13 protein-coding genes are annotated in these 15,351 nt (G+C 59.6%); 2 read left to right on the forward strand and 11 right to left on the reverse strand.

From position 1 onward, the window contains the following. Window positions 1-18 precede the first annotated feature (18 nt). From OQ460_RS15125 to OQ460_RS15140, 4 genes are all read right to left on the reverse strand, one after another. Window positions 19-1,239, reverse strand: coding sequence for a hypothetical protein (locus OQ460_RS15125; protein WP_410018252.1), 1,221 nt, complete (start codon window positions 1,237-1,239; stop codon window positions 19-21). A gap of 243 nt (window positions 1,240-1,482) precedes the next feature. Then, on the reverse strand, window positions 1,483-3,888 hold the full coding sequence (locus OQ460_RS15130) for a TonB-dependent siderophore receptor (protein ID WP_410018253.1): 2,406 nt from the start codon (window positions 3,886-3,888) through the stop codon (window positions 1,483-1,485). A 96-nt stretch (window positions 3,889-3,984) separates the two neighbouring features. After that, the gene (locus OQ460_RS15135; protein WP_410022019.1) at window positions 3,985-4,956 is read right to left on the reverse strand and encodes a FecR family protein; all 972 of its coding nucleotides are present in this window, start codon (window positions 4,954-4,956) and stop codon (window positions 3,985-3,987) included. A 32-nt stretch (window positions 4,957-4,988) separates the two neighbouring features. Next, window positions 4,989-5,489 (reverse strand): sigma-70 family RNA polymerase sigma factor, encoded by a 501-nt coding sequence (locus OQ460_RS15140; protein ID WP_410018254.1) that lies wholly within the window; start codon window positions 5,487-5,489, stop codon window positions 4,989-4,991. Between the two features lie 324 nt (window positions 5,490-5,813). Between OQ460_RS15140 and OQ460_RS15145 the strand changes: the two genes are divergently transcribed. After that, a complete protein-coding gene (locus tag OQ460_RS15145) occupies window positions 5,814-6,506 on the forward strand; it encodes an MFS transporter (protein ID WP_410018255.1) in 693 nt (230 codons plus the stop codon). Window positions 6,507-6,524: 18 nt separating this feature from the next. Here the strand turns inward: OQ460_RS15145 and OQ460_RS15150 are convergent, their stop codons facing one another. The 4 genes from OQ460_RS15150 to OQ460_RS15165 all read right to left on the reverse strand — a co-directional run bounded on the left by OQ460_RS15150 (window position 6,525) and on the right by OQ460_RS15165 (window position 10,991). After that, entirely contained in the window at window positions 6,525-7,097 is a 573-nt protein-coding gene (locus tag OQ460_RS15150; RefSeq protein ID WP_410018256.1) for a hypothetical protein, read from the reverse strand. 120 nt (window positions 7,098-7,217) lie between these two features. Continuing rightward, entirely contained in the window at window positions 7,218-8,513 is a 1,296-nt protein-coding gene (locus OQ460_RS15155; protein ID WP_410018257.1) for an NAD(P)/FAD-dependent oxidoreductase, read from the reverse strand. Next, entirely contained in the window at window positions 8,510-9,598 is a 1,089-nt protein-coding gene (locus tag OQ460_RS15160) for a polyamine ABC transporter substrate-binding protein (RefSeq protein ID WP_410018258.1), read from the reverse strand. The genes OQ460_RS15155 and OQ460_RS15160 overlap by 4 nt, the downstream gene beginning before the upstream one ends. Window positions 9,599-9,632: 34 nt before the next feature. After that, window positions 9,633-10,991 (reverse strand): glutamine synthetase family protein, encoded by a 1,359-nt coding sequence (locus tag OQ460_RS15165; protein WP_410018259.1) that lies wholly within the window; start codon window positions 10,989-10,991, stop codon window positions 9,633-9,635. Window positions 10,992-11,130: 139 nt separating this feature from the next. Between OQ460_RS15165 and OQ460_RS15170 the strand changes: the two genes are divergently transcribed. Then, window positions 11,131-12,027 (forward strand): helix-turn-helix domain-containing protein, encoded by an 897-nt coding sequence (locus tag OQ460_RS15170; RefSeq protein WP_410018260.1) that lies wholly within the window; start codon window positions 11,131-11,133, stop codon window positions 12,025-12,027. Window positions 12,028-12,101: 74 nt separating this feature from the next. Here OQ460_RS15170 and OQ460_RS15175 read toward each other — a convergent pair whose 3' ends face one another. Genes OQ460_RS15175 through OQ460_RS15185 form a run of 3 tightly spaced genes read right to left on the reverse strand, consistent with a single transcriptional unit; the run spans window position 12,102 to window position 15,244 of the window. Then, entirely contained in the window at window positions 12,102-13,211 is a 1,110-nt protein-coding gene (locus tag OQ460_RS15175) for an acetoin dehydrogenase dihydrolipoyllysine-residue acetyltransferase subunit (RefSeq protein WP_410018261.1), read from the reverse strand. Beyond that, complete coding sequence (locus tag OQ460_RS15180) at window positions 13,208-14,227, reverse strand: alpha-ketoacid dehydrogenase subunit beta (protein WP_410018262.1); 1,020 nt, start codon at window positions 14,225-14,227, stop codon at window positions 13,208-13,210. The genes OQ460_RS15175 and OQ460_RS15180 overlap by 4 nt, the downstream gene beginning before the upstream one ends. Window positions 14,228-14,266: 39 nt before the next feature. Continuing rightward, on the reverse strand, window positions 14,267-15,244 hold the full coding sequence (locus tag OQ460_RS15185) for a thiamine pyrophosphate-dependent dehydrogenase E1 component subunit alpha (RefSeq protein WP_410018263.1): 978 nt from the start codon (window positions 15,242-15,244) through the stop codon (window positions 14,267-14,269). Window positions 15,245-15,351: the final 107 nt, after the last annotated feature.

The following is a 15,351-nucleotide window of genomic DNA, read 5'->3' on the forward strand; positions in this document are numbered from 1 at the left end:
AGAATGTTATTGGGCCCACTACTTTTTCTCTTTGTAGTTAGCCTTGATGAAGTTCAAGTTATCCATATCAAAGGTACCATCGGTATCCTGGTTGCCCTCTTTAACACGAGTCCCGATATCCAGAAGGCGCGCCAATTCAGGTTTGGCAACCACTCCTTGAGCAATCTCGATTCGTCTATTCTCTACCGGGTCATCGGACAGAGGACGCTTCGCATAAGCCTCCAGATCATTGAGATCAATGTAGCCTGGTTTTTTCTTCGACTCGAAAGCTCTGAAGTCATTGCGCAGACCGTCGATCAGTTCGTGGTCCGAGCGTTTTGGGGAAGAGCTTCTGCCATTACCACCGTACACAGGGTTACTGTTGCCGAGCGCATTGTCACCAACTCGTTGAATGTCGCGACGACCGAACTTACCGTCATGTAACTGACCAAACCCACCTTTATCGAACGCATCAAACAACGTCGCTCGGGCCAGCATTTCTTTGGCGACCGCCTTTTCGTCCCGCGTTGTTTCCTTGCCGTCCAGCGTTCGACCTGCCATTACCGCTTTGAGGGATTCAGCGGTGATGTGCTCGGGTTTGCCCGGCGCCTTCAGTGCATCGAAATGGGTCTGTACCACGCTGGCAAATTGCTTGTCACTTTGCCGTGAGTATTCAGTTATATGAGGATGTGCATGACTTGGAGGATGTGGATGTCCACACGAGGGCGGCGGGAAAATGCCAATCGGATCCGGTTTAGGCGGTGGAAAAATACCCGGCTGACCATGACCAGGGTGGCAAGGATTGGCCGGCTGAGGATGGGAGTGCCCGGGAAATGGCCTGCCAGGTTGACCATGACCTGGGCCACCACCAAACATTTGGCCCATAAGGGCGCTCATCATGCCAGACAACATAGTCATCATCTGCATCATCGGGTTAGAGCTGGAAGACGTCTGCGTATTGGACTGCATTCCGTTCATGAAGTCATTGGTGCTGGGTGCCTGAAACGCGCCCTGCCCGGTGAAGTTCCTCATTTGCGGCGTTTGATAATCAAAACCGAGTGGAGAGTTCTGCGCCCCGGGAAAACGCAAGCCTTGCTGTGTTGTGCCGTTTGCCATCGAATACTGTCCCGCACCACGGGCGTCTTGCTGCCCATGCCGGTAGCCCTCACCGTATGCCTCATCAGCAACGTTTTCTAATGACGGCAAAGCGTAGGGATCGTTATAACGAGGATTACGGGATTCAAACGAGGTTGAATGCATGGTTAAGCCCTGATTCGGTTTGTGAAAGACTTCCACTAGCTCCATCGAGCGAGCTGGTATGCCATGTGTGGCAAACAAGCAGAAATAGTTCCTGACTTATCCGGGCTGCCGTAAGAAAAGCCCCCTTTGCGTTGGCTTTTCTGACAAGCAATAGCGTCAGCCCTATCCCCTCAACATACGTACACAGGAATCAGGCTTACTCCCAAACAGTTTTATCTGGGTAGGAGCCGCCTGATTTAGTCGTCAGAACCCCACACTCGCCTGCACAAAGAACGTACGAGGCTCTCCCAGGTAAATCCCCGCATTGTTATCGCTGGAACGGGTGTAGTGCTGCTGGTCGAAGACGTTTTTCACCCCGACCCCCAATTTGAGGTTTGACAACTGTGCGCCAAAGTCATAACCACTGCGCACGTTGACCGATACGTAGCCCGGGATGTCACCGTACTGGCCGTCGTCGGTCGGCTGGGTGATATAGGTGCTGCCCGTACCGGGCGCACGCTGGCCGGACTGGGCGTAGACATCCAGGTTATGCGTCCAGTGGTTGACGTCATAGCGCAACCCCAGGGTCGCTACTTGGCGGGAATACAGCGGCAGGTCGCGCCCCTTAAATGCCACATCACCTTCCGAAGTGGCCTTGGTATAGGTAAAACCCGCGTTGGCGGTCAGGCCATCCAGGCGCGGGTCCAGGTTGGACAGGTCGTAATGGGCCGACGCTTCGATACCGCTGTGCTTGGTGGCGCCCAGATTGGTCCAGCCAACATCGTTGCTGACGTACTGCAGTTCATCGGAGAAGTCGATGTAGAACAGCGTGACTTCACCGCCCCAGACATTGTCGTTGTAGCGGGTCCCGACTTCATAAGTCTTGGCTTTTTCCGGTTGCAGGCCATTCGCCGTCTGGTCGCCACTACCACCCTGGCCCAGCTGGAAATACTGCAAGCTGCCGAAGGACGTTTCGTAGTTGGCAAACAGTTTCCACGCATCCGAAACGTGGTACATCACACTCAAGGCAGGCAGTGGCTCGTGGCTCTTGATCTGGCGACGTTTCTCCTGGACCCGCGTGCCGTTCAACCCCACGACCGGGTGTTCATGCCATTCAGTGCGAATGCTTTCAAAACGAATACCGGGGGTGATGGTCCACTTGCCCACATCGATTTTGTCGTCGATGTAAACCGCATTGGCCTCGGTGCCGCCGGTACGGTCCTGATACACATGACCGTCGTTCTGGCCGGACGGCGTGGGCTGGTTGTTGACCAACGCCAGGCTGGAGGCCTGCTCGTGCATGCTTTCTTTCAGGTAGCGATAACCAATACTGGCCTCCTGGGTGGTCGGGCCCAGGTCGAAGACATGGGACACCCGTGGCTCAATGCCGAAGGTGGTGTAGGTACGCGGATAGGCGTTGACCGCCTTCAGGTTGCGGTTGGCGATATTGCTCCCACGGAAACTGTCGGAGTAATAGGTCAGCACTTCTGCCTGGGTACGGTCATCGATCTGACGGATGTACTTGAAGGACACATCCTTGCGGCGACCACTGAAGTTGTCCCAGTCACGCACCGATTGATACGGGTTGGCGTCGAACTGTGCCTGAGTCAGGCCGCCCGGCATGTCGGCACTCGCGTCGTAATAATGGAAGTTCAGCGAGAAGTCGTCTTGATCGGTCGGTGCCCAGTGAGTCTTGAGAATCACGTCGTCGATATCATTGCCGTTGTTGCTGTTGCGGTAACCGTTGCCATTGACCCCGGAATACAACAACGCGGCACCGATGCCGTTGTCTGCGGTGCCGCCGATAAAGGCATTGTCGATATGTTTCCAACCGCCATGGGCGGAGGTTTGCAGGGTGGTGCCGACTTCACCGGAAAACGTTTCGGGGATCGCACGGGTCACGAAGTTGATCACGCCACCGACGTTCTGCGGTCCATAGCGCACGGAACCGGCACCACGTACCACGTCGATACTGTCCAGGTTGCCGGCAGAAATCGGCGCCATCGACAGCTGTGGCTGGCCGTAGGGCGCGAAGGCTGCCGGTACGCCGTCGATCAACACTGTGGAGCGTGGCGACAGGCGCGACGTCAGGCCACGAACACCGACGTTGAGGGAAATATCACTGCCACCGGTGCCGTTGGCCTCTTGCACCTGCACGCCGGGAACGCGCCGCAGTACATCACCCACATTCATTGCGCCCTGCTCCACCATGGCTTCGCGACGGATCACCGTCCGCGCGCCGGGATGGTTCTGTACCACCTCGGCATTGGCATCGCCCAGCCAGTCGCCGACCACCTTGATATCAGTCGCCTCAAGCTCCAGCGGCGAGCCGGTTTCACCGGTACCGCTGGACAGTGGACGCAGGGTCACCGAACCCGAATCAATCTGATAATCCAGGCCGCTGCCTTGCAACAATTGGCGCAGGGCTTGCTCCGGCGACAAATTGCCGTCGACTGCCGGGGCTTGCTTGCCGGCTACCATGTCGGGGCTGAAGAACACCTGCAACGAGGTTTGCTGGCCCAACTGGCTCAACGCGGCGCCCAAGGGCTGGGCCTGAATATGAATGACCTCTGCAGCGTAGGCCCCGGGCATTGCGGAGCTGACTGCCAAGGCAAGGGCCAGCGGGGCCCAACGGGATGATTTATTGTTTTTCACGGCGAGTTTTTTCACGTCGAGCCTAGTCCTGTGATTGCAAGAGAGTACGGCTGTTAATGCAAACCAGTTGCAGTTGGACAAGAAGACGAAGAACTGCGGAAAAACCTGAACTCAGCGTGAAATTATTTCCTGACTGCCGTCGGGTAGTGTCCGCAGGGATACCGGCAGAATGTGCGGCAAGGCCTTGAGCAACGCATCGGTATCGCTGGATTTGAATACGCTGCTCAGGCGCAGGTCGCTCGCCGTCGTGCTGACCCGCAACGGTTGTTCGCGATAGCGCGAGACCTCCCGCGCCACTTCACCGAGGGTCGCGTTGTTGAATACCAGTTTGCCGGTGCGCCAAGCGGTGAACTCCTCCGGGTTGACCGGATAGGCGGCCGCGACCTGGCCTTGGCCGTTGATCGAGGTGCCAAGACCCGCCGTCAGCGTGGCAACCTGGTTGACGGCATGGCCTTGCACCCTGACAGTTCCTGCCTCGACCACGACCCGCGTCTGGTCGTCATCGCGGCGTACGTCGAAACGTGTGCCGGTGACCATCACCTGCCCTGCCCCGGCCTTGACCACAAACGGTCGGCTGGCGTCGTGCTCGACACTGAACATCGCCTCTCCCTGTTTGAGCACGACGCCACGTTGGCCTTTTTCGAACTGCACTGCGACCACGCTGCGCCCATTCATCTCGATCAGCGAACCATCCGGCAGAGCAATCTGCCGGCGCTCCCCCAAAGCGGTGCTGAACTCGGCATCGTAGGCCTCCGGCGAATTCAGGCCGCTGAACAATCCCAGCCCCACAGCGACCGCCAACACGCTGGCCGCCAGCGCATAACGCAACACCGCCCGCCGTCGAGGCTGCGCCACGGGGGTATCACACAGTGCGTGCAAACGATTCCTGGGCAGCAGATCCACGGTACTCCATACCCCTTGCAGCACATCAAACTCGTACTGATGCTCGGGATGCTCTGCACACCATGCTTCAAAACGACGGCGCTCTTCGACGCTCAACGGGCTGTCCTGCAAACGCACGAACCACTGCGCCGCCTCGTCACGCACCACTACGCGGCCGCAGGCACACTCACCGGTATCCATCATGCAAGGTCCTGTCTCAAAACGGGCATAGGTCATGGGGCCAACGCGTCCAGGCGCTCGCGCAGATGCCGCAGGGTGCGGATCATATACTTTTCCACCATGTTTTTAGAAAGCCCCAGGCGCTCGGCGATTTCCTGTTGAGTCAGGCCTTCGATCTTTTGCCAGATGAAAATCTTGCGGCAATTGAGCGGTAACTCGGCCAACGCGCGCTCGATAGAGTCCGCCAACTGAATCGCGTGCATAAAGTGCTCAGGGTCGCTACCGCAAGGTGGACCCGAATCAAAAGCCCCCAGCGTCATCGCGCTACGGCGATCCTCGCGGCGATAGGCATCGACCGCAATATTACGTGCGGTCTGATGCAAATAGGCACGGGGTTGCTCGACTTGCGGCGATTTGCACTCAAGCACCCGCACAAAGGTGTCATGGGCCAGGTCCTCGGCCTGCTGGCGGTTTTTGAAACGGCGCGTCCAGGTCCCGATCAACTCTTCGTAATGCTCGAAAAATCCTGGTCTGCGAGGCGGCTGGGGCGTCATGAGGCGTGTACTGGGCAGGCGGGACGTGAATAGTAATGCTTCCTATTAAGCCAGACAATTGCTTCCTCCTATCTGTGAGTAACGCACCGTCAATAAACGATTTGGTCACGGATGGCCTGGATCACGATGCACGACAGCCGCTCGGTCAATACGTCCGCAGTGGCCTCACGCCGATGCAGCGTCAGGGCGATGCCAGGCAGGACCGGCAACCCGCGCTCTTCTGCGCCCAGAAGCGCCGTCCCCGACTGGATTCCCAGGGATGTCCTGATCGTGTAGCCCAGCCCTGCTTCGGTAGCCGCCGAAAGGCCGCTGAGACTGGAGCTGGTGAAAGACCGCTGGGGGGATCGGCCGGTATTGCTCAGCGGCTTGCTCAGCTCAGGGATCGCGCTGCTGGTGCTGGCCGCGCTAGCGCAATATGCCCCCACGCGGGTCGTACTGGCCGCGGGATTATTTGTCGTGGGGCTGCTGGGTAGCGCTGTCAACGGTGCCAGCGGGCGAGCCATCATGGCTTGGTTCAAGGAAGGCGAACGGGGGCTGGCCATGAGCATCCGGCAAACGGCGGTTCCGGGCGGTTATGCGTTGGGCGCGCTGCTATTGCCCTATCTGGCCCACCACTACGGTTTTGTCGAAGTGTTCAGTGCCTGCGCGTTGTTGTACGCAGTGGCAGGCCTGCTTGCCTGGCGTTGGCTCTACGAGCCTGACTTGCCCGATAGGCCGGGCGCAAAGGCCAGCCCGACTTGCGTCCAGAGCCCGCTGAAGGACTCACGAGTCTGGCGGATGGTATTGGCCATCGGTCTGCTCTGCGCTCCGCAGTTTGCGATCCTCACCTACGCGGCAGTTTTTTTCCATGATTTTAGCCATCTCTCCATCAGCCTTGTATCCGCGACCCTCGCCGCCATACAGATCGGCGCCATTGTCAGCAGGATCTGGAGCGGGCACTGGACCGATAAACACAACAACCGCCGCGGCTACCTCAAGGCTTGCGCATGGGCAGGCGTGACGATCCGATACGGATAATCGTTGGCGGCCCCGCACTTAGCGCGGTCGTTCAGCGGCCTTCAACAACAATGTACTGACCTCACTGAGCAAGGCTATTTGCGCAGCATTTTTTCCCGGTTCTTTAACTTGCAACGCTTTGTGTAAATCACCCAGTGCTCGATTCGCCAGAGTATCGGTGAAGCGGCCAATGTCTTGTTCCATGGCCCGGCGCCCTTGCTCGACTTCATTTCCCCGGGGGGCTCTGACGTCGCCTTTGGTCCACGCAGTGTGCAAGCTATTGTTCGCATTGAGCGCCGCTCTGATCTGCTCGCCGGTAATGGAGGAGTGGCCGCCAGACCTGGCGATAAGCCTTGCCGCCTCAGCCAGATGCTTGCCGCGCGTCGAGATGTGGTTCACCTCTTGTCTGGCCTGGTCGAGTCTGGAGCCACTCAGTCGAGGGCTGAAGGCCGACGAAGTGTCGGCGGGCGACGTGGCTTTGCGGGTGACGAAAAACTGCTTGAAGCAATTGCCAGTGCGCAGCAACGCCTTGGAAAGCGCACTGCCTAGACGCTCAAGAGGGGGCGCCGCCGTCGTCACTTTGCCCAGTTGATTGATCGGTATGCTGACCATTCGTTCGCCTCGTTCGAGAGTGAGAAATCCGTCAAACTTAGAGCGGCCGCCAGGTCAGCACTGTAGGACAAAGCTGCGCGCGCTCCCATACAGGCTGACAGCAGCGTGGGAAACTAGCACTCAATGCAACATTTCCCGCAACCGATACCACAGCATCCCCAACGCCAGCAGCGGTGAACGCAAGGCCTTGCCGCCGGGAAACGTCATGTGTGGCACCTGGCTGAAGATATCCAGTCCCTGGCTGTGCCCGGCATAAATGCCTTCGGCCAGCAACCGGGCGCACCAATGAGTCACATTCAGGCCATGCCCCGAATAACCCTGGGCATAGAACACGTTGGGGTGCTGGCTGAGTCGCCCCACCTGGGGAAAGCGATTGGCGGTGATACCGATCTTGCCGCCCCATTGGAACTCGATGGCGGTATTGGCCAGTTGCGGGAACACCTTGAGCATCTTCGGTCGCATATACGCGGCGATATCTTGTGGGTCACGCCCTGAATAATGGCAGGCCCCGCCGAACAATAACCGCCGGTCCGCCGAAAGCCGGTAGTAGTCCAGCCCGACTTTTTGGTCACACAACGCCAGGTTTTGCGGGATCAACTGGTTGGCCATCTCGGCCGACAGCGGCTCGGTTGCGATGATGTAACTGCCGGCCGGCAGCACCTTGCCGCTCAAGCGCGGCTCCAGTTCTTCAAGATGCGCATTGCAGGCCAAGACCAGGCTGGCAGCGCGCACGCTGCCAAACGCGCAGCGCACCTGGACGGTATCGCCATGGACCAACTCCAACACCGGGCTACTTTCGAAAATTCGCACGCCAAGGAGTTCCGCGACATGGGCCTCGCCCAAAACCAGATTCAGCGGATGCAGATGCCCGGAGCCCATGTCTACCAGACCGCCGGCGTACATCCCGGAGCCCACTACCTGGGCCATGTCCTGCGGTGCTACAAGGCGGGTTTCTTGGGCATAACCCAACGCGGCCAAGCTCTCCAACTCACCGCTGAAGGCTGCGAACTGCGCCGGGGTATTGGCCAGCTCGCAAAATCCCCAGCGCAAATCGCAGTCAATCGCATGCTCGCCGATACGCTCGCCTACCAGGGCCACCGACTCGATCCCCGCTCGCTGCAGGTAGCGCACCCCCTCCTCGCCCACATAGCGGGTAAAACCCGAGACATCGTGACCGATCCCGCGAATCAACTGCCCGCCATTGCGTCCGCTGGCACCCCAGCCAATGCGCCGGGCTTCCAGCAGGATGACCGAAAGGCCACGCTGGGCCAGCTCGATAGCGGTGTTGACCCCGGTAAAACCACCGCCGACGACGCACACATCGGCACTCAGGTCGGCGTGCAAGGCCGGTCTTTGGGGCATGGCATTGGCCGAGGCCAGGTAATAAGAACGCGCGTGGTCTGTGGACTGATTCATTGGTTGGACTTCACTTTGCTCCACGCACGGGTCATCACACGCATGATGGGCGGGCTTGGCGTGGTTGATATATAGAGTTTGTCGAGCACTTGCTGGGGCGGGTACACCTCGGGATTGTTCACCAGTTCCGGCGCCATGAAGGTTTTCGCTGCCGGGTTCGGGTTGGCGTAGCCGACGTAGGTGCTGATCTTGGCGATCACTTCGGGTTCCAGCAGGTAGTTGATAAAGGCATGAGCCTCTTTCGGGTTGGAGGCGTCTGCCGGAATCGCCAACAGGTCAAACCACAGGTTGCTGCCTTCCTTGGGAATCGAGTAGGCGATATTGACCCCGTTTCCGGCTTCCCGGGCGCGGTTGGCGGCCTGGAATACATCCCCTGAATAACCGAACGCCACGCAGATATTGCCGTTGGCCAGGTCGGAAATGTACTTGGAGGAATGGAAGTAGGTGATGTACGGACGCAACGTCAACAGCTTGGCTTCAGCCTTCTTGTAATCGGCCGCCGTTTCGCTGCGCGGGTCCATGCCCATGTAGTTGAGTATCGCCGGGAAGGCCTCGTCTGCCGAATCGAGAAACGCTACGCCACAGGCGTGGAGTTTTTTCAGGTTCTGCGGCTCGAACAACATCGCCCACGAATCGATATGATCGACACCCAGCACCTGCTTGATCTTGTCGACGTTATAGCCGATGCCGTTGGTGCCCCACAGGTAGGGCACCGAGTGCACGTTGCCGGGGTCGTTTTGCTCCAGCAGCTTGAGCAATTTCGGGTCCAGGTTCGAATAATTGGGCAACTGCGCGCGGTCCAGTTTCATAAACGCACCGGCCGTTACCTGGCGCCCCAGAAAATGGTTGGAGGGCACCACCACGTCATACCCGGTACGGCCCGCCAGCAGTTTGCCTTCAAGGGTTTCGTTGGAGTCGAACACATCGTAGACCACCTTGATCCCGGTCTTGGCCTGGAAGTCGGCCAGCGTGGTCTCGCCGATGTAGTCGGTCCAGTTGTAGACACTGACCTTTGGCGCGGCCTGGCTGGCGCTGCTGAACAGCGCGGCCAGGGCCAGTGGGAGCAGTTGTTTGACTAGACGCATATCGACACCTCTTGTGTTTTTTTAGTGTGAACGCTCAGACACTCAGCAACAGGAACTCACGTTCCCAGGAACTGATCACTCGCTTGAAGTTTTCATGTTCGGCCCGTTTGACTGCGACGTAGCCACGCACAAACTTGTCGCCCAGGTAGTGCTTGACGGTCGCGCACTCCTCCATCCGCGCCAGCGCGTCTTCGATGGTGATCGGCAGGCGCAGGTTGCGGCGTTCGTAAGCACGGCCTTCCACCGGGGCGCTCGGTTCGATGCGTTCGATCATCCCCAGGTAGCCGCACAACAGGCTCGCGGCGATGGCCAGGTACGGGTTGGCATCGGCTCCCGGCAGGCGGTTTTCCACGCGCATGGCGTCCGGGCTGGAAGTCGGGACGCGCAGGCCGACGGTACGGTTCTCTTCACCCCACTCGACATTGACCGGTGCCGAGGTATCCGGCAGGAAGCGGCGGAACGAATTGACGTTGGGCGCGAACATCGGCAGCAGCTTGGGAATGTACTTTTGCAAGCCGCCGATATGGTGCAGGAACAACTCGCTCATCTTACCTTCGGCGTCGACAAACACAGGCTTGCCGGTAACCATATCCACCACGCTCTGGTGCAGGTGCATGGCACTGCCAGGCTCGTCGGCCACCGGCTTGGCCATGAAAGTTGCCGCGACATTATGCTTGAGCGCCGCCTCGCGCAGGGTGCGTTTGAACACCGTGATCTGGTCCGCCAGGTCGAGAGCGTCGCCGTGGCGGAAGTTGATTTCCATCTGGGCCGGACCGTCTTCGTGGATCAGCGTATCGAGGTCCAGGCCCTGGGCTTCGCACCAGTCGTAGACGTCTTCGAACAGGGGATCGAATTCGTTGGCGGCATCGATGGAAAACGACTGGCGGCCACTTTCGGCACGACCGGAACGGCCCAATGGAGTTTTCAGTGGCAAGTCAGGGTCTTCGCAGCGCTGGGTCAGATAGAACTCCATTTCCGGGGCGACAATCGGCTGCCAGCCCTGGTCACGATACAGCTGCAAGACCTTCTTCAACACATTGCGAGGCGACAGTTCCACAGGATTGCCCTGCTTGTCGAAGGTGTCGTGAATCACTATCGCGGTGGGTTCGATGGCCCATGGCACGACATACGTGGCGTTGGCTGCGGGGCGGCACACCATGTCGATATCGGCGGGGTCCAGCAAGGCGTAGTAGATATCGTCGTCGACAAAATCCCCGGTTACCGTTTGCAGCAACACACTCTCAGGCAGGCGCATGCCTCGCTCATGCAGGAACTTGTTGGTGGGTGCAATCTTGCCGCGTGCGATGCCAGTCAGGTCGCTGATCACGCATTCGACTTCGGTAATCTTGTGTTCTTTCAGCCAGGCAGACAGCTGATCGAAAGGGGCGTTCATAAGAACCTCGTCATGGATAGGATGATGCCGGCAGACTTCCCTCGCCGCACATTGAGGGCTATCTTGGGCCAGCCGCGCGACGGCATCTATCCACTTTGCGCGAACCATAACGCACCAATAGAGTGCGCCCAGGTTACCCATGACACAATCAACATCCTTGCATGTACAAGCCTTTACCACTGGCGATGTCACCGCCCAATGCAGCGCCACGCCCGGCTGGGTGCAGCACTACCAGCAGATGTCCCCCGGGCATTTTGCCGGGCAGATCCGCTACCTCGACCTGCAAGGCGTCGAAGTCTACGAAGAGTGCATGAACACCCGCGTAGAACAGCACTTCAACGCGCCCCCCGGTTCGCTGGCGTTCTGTTTCGACGGTAGCGACAACGCGCTGTATCTGCTCAATGGCGAAAGCCGCAATACCTGGATCACCCCCGTAGACTACCGTGAAGTAGCGGTGGTGTTCGGGCCGCAGTTCGTGCAGCGTCATGGCCTGGATATGGCAAAGCTTGAAGGTCTGTTCATGGCGCCGCTGACATGCCAGCAGAACGCCCTGTTCACTCGCTGGCTCAGCGGGACCTTGACGCGCTTGTCGGCGTTGACCGACCCGCTTAGTCGCGATGTCCTTACCCAACAACTACTGGACGACTGCCTGTTCATCCTCGACAACGCTTGTGTGTGCCTGGACCACAGTTCGCTACAGCGACGCGGCGAAGAGCGCCGACTGATGGCGCGCATTGGCGAATGGGCGGCAGATGCGCCGGACGACATCGTTAACCTGTTGGAGCTTGCACAGATTGCCGGCGTGCCATTGCGCCAGTTGCAGCAAGGTTTCAAGACCTACACCGGGATGAGCCCGGCGCAGTGGTTGCGATTGCGGCGCTTGAATGGCGCACGCCGCGACCTGCTCAGCGCCACCGCCAGCACTGTGGCCGAAGTGGCGATGAATTGGTCGTTCTGGCACCTGGGGCGGTTCTCCAATAGCTATCGGGCGCTCTTCAAAGAGCTGCCCAGCGAAACCCTCAAGCGCTCCAGTTGAAATGCACTTCCGGTGGAAGTGGGCACGGTAAAAAGTGTGGGAGCTGGCTTGCCTGCTCCCACATTTGATCTCGATCAGGGCTGGGAGTTGAGGAAGGTTGCCATGAGTTGGTTAACCCGCTCCGCCGCCTCCAACTGCACCATATGCCCCTGCCCCGGCAGTATCTCGACCAGGGCCTGCAACCCTCGGGCATGGCTCGCGGGGATGATTGCGTCGTCACTGCCCCAGATCACCAGGCTCGGCTGTTGGCCGACCACATCACGCAATTCGGTCAACTGCTGGCTACCGCTGAACAACTGCCCAATGATCTGGCGCAAGGCTTGATCCACACCTTCGAGCCGCTTGAATTTGAGCATGTCTTCAAGCATCTGCCGGTTGACCAGTGCCGGGTCGCTGAACAACTGCACTAACTGGGGTTTGAGGGCGTTGCGGTTGTTGGCCTCGGTAAAGCCTTGCAGGTAGTCGCCGTTGATCTCGCTGCCCAGCCCGGCACTGGCGATCAGCGTCAAGGACGCTACGCGTTCAGGGAACTGGCGAGCAATGTCGAGGCACACCAGGCCGCCCATCGAATGCCCCGCCAAATGCACCCGTGCAATGTCCAGGTGATCGAGCAAGGACAGCACCGCCTGGCTCAGCTCCTCGGCATCGCCCGTTTGCAAGTGCTTGCCCGACTCGCCATGTCCCGGCAGGTCCAGGGCAATCACCCGTCGATCGGCCGCCAGGGCAGGATGGTTGAACAACCAGTTGTTGAGGTCGCCACCAAAGCCGTGAACCAGCACCAGCGGCGTATTGGCCGCGCCCAGGTCGAGATAACGCAGCAGGCGCCCGCCCACCTCGACTTTCTGCGCACTGGGGCCAGACGCCTCAGCCTCGGCCGCATTCGACACGAACCCTGCCTGAAAGCCCTCGATCACCGCATCGATTTGCGCCTCGCTGGCCTCGCCTTCCACCACAACCGCCAGCAGCGCACCCACCGGCAGGGTTTCATCGGTCCTGGCCAACACCCGGCGCAACACACCGCTGAACGGCGCCTCGACGCTGCTGGAAATCTTGTCGGTCTCGACGTCCAGCACCTCCTCGCCCTTCTCTACCCGATCACCTTCCTGCTTGAGCCAGACATCGACCCGGCCCTCGGTCATCGACAGGCCCCACTTGGGCATGGTCAGCGTGTGGATCTGGCTCATGCGGCGCTCCTCTTGTCGGCGATCTTCAACACTGCCGCTTCCACCTTGGCGGCATTCGGGATGTACAGGTCTTCCAACGCGTCGGAGAACGGTACCGGCGTATGAGGTGCGGTGACCATTTCGATTGGCGCGCGCAAGGAGGCGAACGCTCGTTGCGCGACCAGCGCGCTGATATCGGTAGCAATCGAACAGCGTGGGTTGGACTCGTCGATCACCACCAGGCGCCCGGTTTTTTCCACGCTTTCGAGGATGCTGTCCTCGTCCAGCGGGCTGGTGGTGCGCAGGTCCAGTACTTCGCAGTCAATGCCCTGGCGCGCCAGGTTGGCCGCGGCTTCCATTGCCACGTGGACCATGCGGCCGTAGGTCACCAGCGTCACGTCGTTGCCTTCGCGCATAAAGTTCGCCTCGCCGAAGGGCACGGTGTACAGCTCTTCGGGCACTTCGCCTTGCAGGCTGTAGAGCATTTTGTGCTCAAGGAAAATCACCGGGTCATTATCGCGAATCGCCTGGATCAACATGCCTTTGGCGTCATAGGGCGTGGCCGGGCACACCACTTTGAGGCCGGGGATGTGCGTCCACATCGAGGTAAGCATTTGCGAGTGCTGGGCGGCGGCGCGCAGGCCGGCACCGTACATGGCGCGCACCACCAGTGGCGTGGTGGTCTTGCCGCCGAACATGTAGCGAAACTTCGCGGCCTGGTTGAGCAACTGGTCGAGACAGCAGCCAATAAAATCGACGAACATCAATTCACACACCGGGCGCATACCGCGGGTGGCGGCACCCACAGCCATGCCGACATAGCCGACTTCCGAAAGCGGCGCATCCAGCACGCGCTCGGGAAACTGCGGGTACAGGCCTTTGGTCACGCCCAGCACGCCGCCCCAGGCATCCTGTTCACCGGGCGCACCGGTGCCGCCGGACACATCCTGGCCGATGATGAACACGCTCTGGTCACGGCGCATTTCCTGGGCCAAGGCTTCGTTGATTGCCTGCTGGTAGCTGATTTTTCTAGCCATGATGACTTCTCCACGGATTGTTTTTGTAGTGGGTGGCAGTTAGCGATAAGCGACGTAGACATCACTGAGCAGATCGACGGCCTGGGGCTTGGGGTCGGACTTGGCCAGGCGCACGGCGTCGTCGATCAGTTGCGCGACCTCGGTGTCGATCTGCGTGAACTGGCCGGCATCCAGCCAGCCTTCGGTAGTGCAACGCTGGCGAAACAGGCTCAGGCAATCGTGGGTTTCACGCAGGTTCTTGACTTCATCCGGGCCGCGATAGGTTTGCGCATCGCCCTCGAAGTGACCGTAGAAGCGGCTCAGCTTGACCTCCACCAGCGTCGGCCCCTGGCCACTGCGCGCGCGTTCGACCGCCACGCCCAGGGCTTCGTGTACGGCGAAAAAATCATTGCCGTCGACGATCACACCCGGCATGCCGAAGCCTACGGCACGGTCGGCGATGTCTTTGCAGGCCACCGACCAGCCCGACGCGGTGGCCTCGGCATAGCCGTTGTTTTCGGCGACGAACAGGCACGGCAGATTCATGATCGAGGCCAGGTTCATCGCCTCGAATACCGCGCCTTCGTTGGAACCGCCATCGCCGAAAAACGCTACCGCCACGCCTCGGCTGCCCTTGAGCTTGGACGCCAGTGCCGCGCCGGCCGCCAACGGCGCACCGGCCCCGACGATGCCATTGGCGCCGAGCATGCCCTTCTCCTGGTCAGCGATGTGCATGGAACCGCCCTTGCCGCCGCAGACCCCGGTTTTTTTGCCGTAGATCTCGGCCATCATGCCGAACACGTCCACCCCCTTGGCGATGCAATGGCCGTGGCCACGGTGGTTGGAGGCAATGCAGTCTTCATCATTGAGGTGGGCCATGACCCCGGCGGCACTGGCTTCCTGACCTGCGTACAGGTGGACGAAACCGGGAATTTCGCCGGTGGCGAACTCCACGTGCAGGCGCTCTTCAAAATCACGGATGGTGCGCATTACGGTGTAGGCATGCAGCAGTTGATCGGTGCGAAGGTGAGTGGACATCTTGTTGTTCTCCAGGTTGTCTCGACACACAAAAGGCTGGATCAGGCCAGCTCATAGCCCTTCAGCACAGCTTGTGCCAATCCTCGAAAAAACCTGGTAAAGCCTTG

Source organism: Pseudomonas imrae (genome assembly GCF_046352735.2).
Lineage (GTDB): Bacteria > Pseudomonadota > Gammaproteobacteria > Pseudomonadales > Pseudomonadaceae > Aquipseudomonas > Aquipseudomonas imrae.

Coding starts and splice junctions, on each gene's coding strand:
- OQ460_RS15125 (WP_410018252.1), bottom strand. CDS start 1,239: ATGCATTCAACCTCGTTTGAATCCCGTAATCCTCGTTATAACGATCCC.
- OQ460_RS15135 (WP_410022019.1), bottom strand. CDS start 4,956: ATGGATACCGGTGAGTGTGCCTGCGGCCGCGTAGTGGTGCGTGACGAG.
- OQ460_RS15140 (WP_410018254.1), bottom strand. CDS start 5,489: ATGACGCCCCAGCCGCCTCGCAGACCAGGATTTTTCGAGCATTACGAA.
- OQ460_RS15150 (WP_410018256.1), bottom strand. CDS start 7,097: ATGGTCAGCATACCGATCAATCAACTGGGCAAAGTGACGACGGCGGCG.
- OQ460_RS15155 (WP_410018257.1), bottom strand. CDS start 8,513: ATGAATCAGTCCACAGACCACGCGCGTTCTTATTACCTGGCCTCGGCC.
- OQ460_RS15160 (WP_410018258.1), bottom strand. CDS start 9,598: ATGCGTCTAGTCAAACAACTGCTCCCACTGGCCCTGGCCGCGCTGTTC.
- OQ460_RS15165 (WP_410018259.1), bottom strand. CDS start 10,991: ATGAACGCCCCTTTCGATCAGCTGTCTGCCTGGCTGAAAGAACACAAG.
- OQ460_RS15170 (WP_410018260.1), top strand. CDS start 11,131: ATGACACAATCAACATCCTTGCATGTACAAGCCTTTACCACTGGCGAT.
- OQ460_RS15175 (WP_410018261.1), bottom strand. CDS start 13,211: ATGAGCCAGATCCACACGCTGACCATGCCCAAGTGGGGCCTGTCGATG.
- OQ460_RS15180 (WP_410018262.1), bottom strand. CDS start 14,227: ATGGCTAGAAAAATCAGCTACCAGCAGGCAATCAACGAAGCCTTGGCC.
- OQ460_RS15185 (WP_410018263.1), bottom strand. CDS start 15,244: ATGTCCACTCACCTTCGCACCGATCAACTGCTGCATGCCTACACCGTA.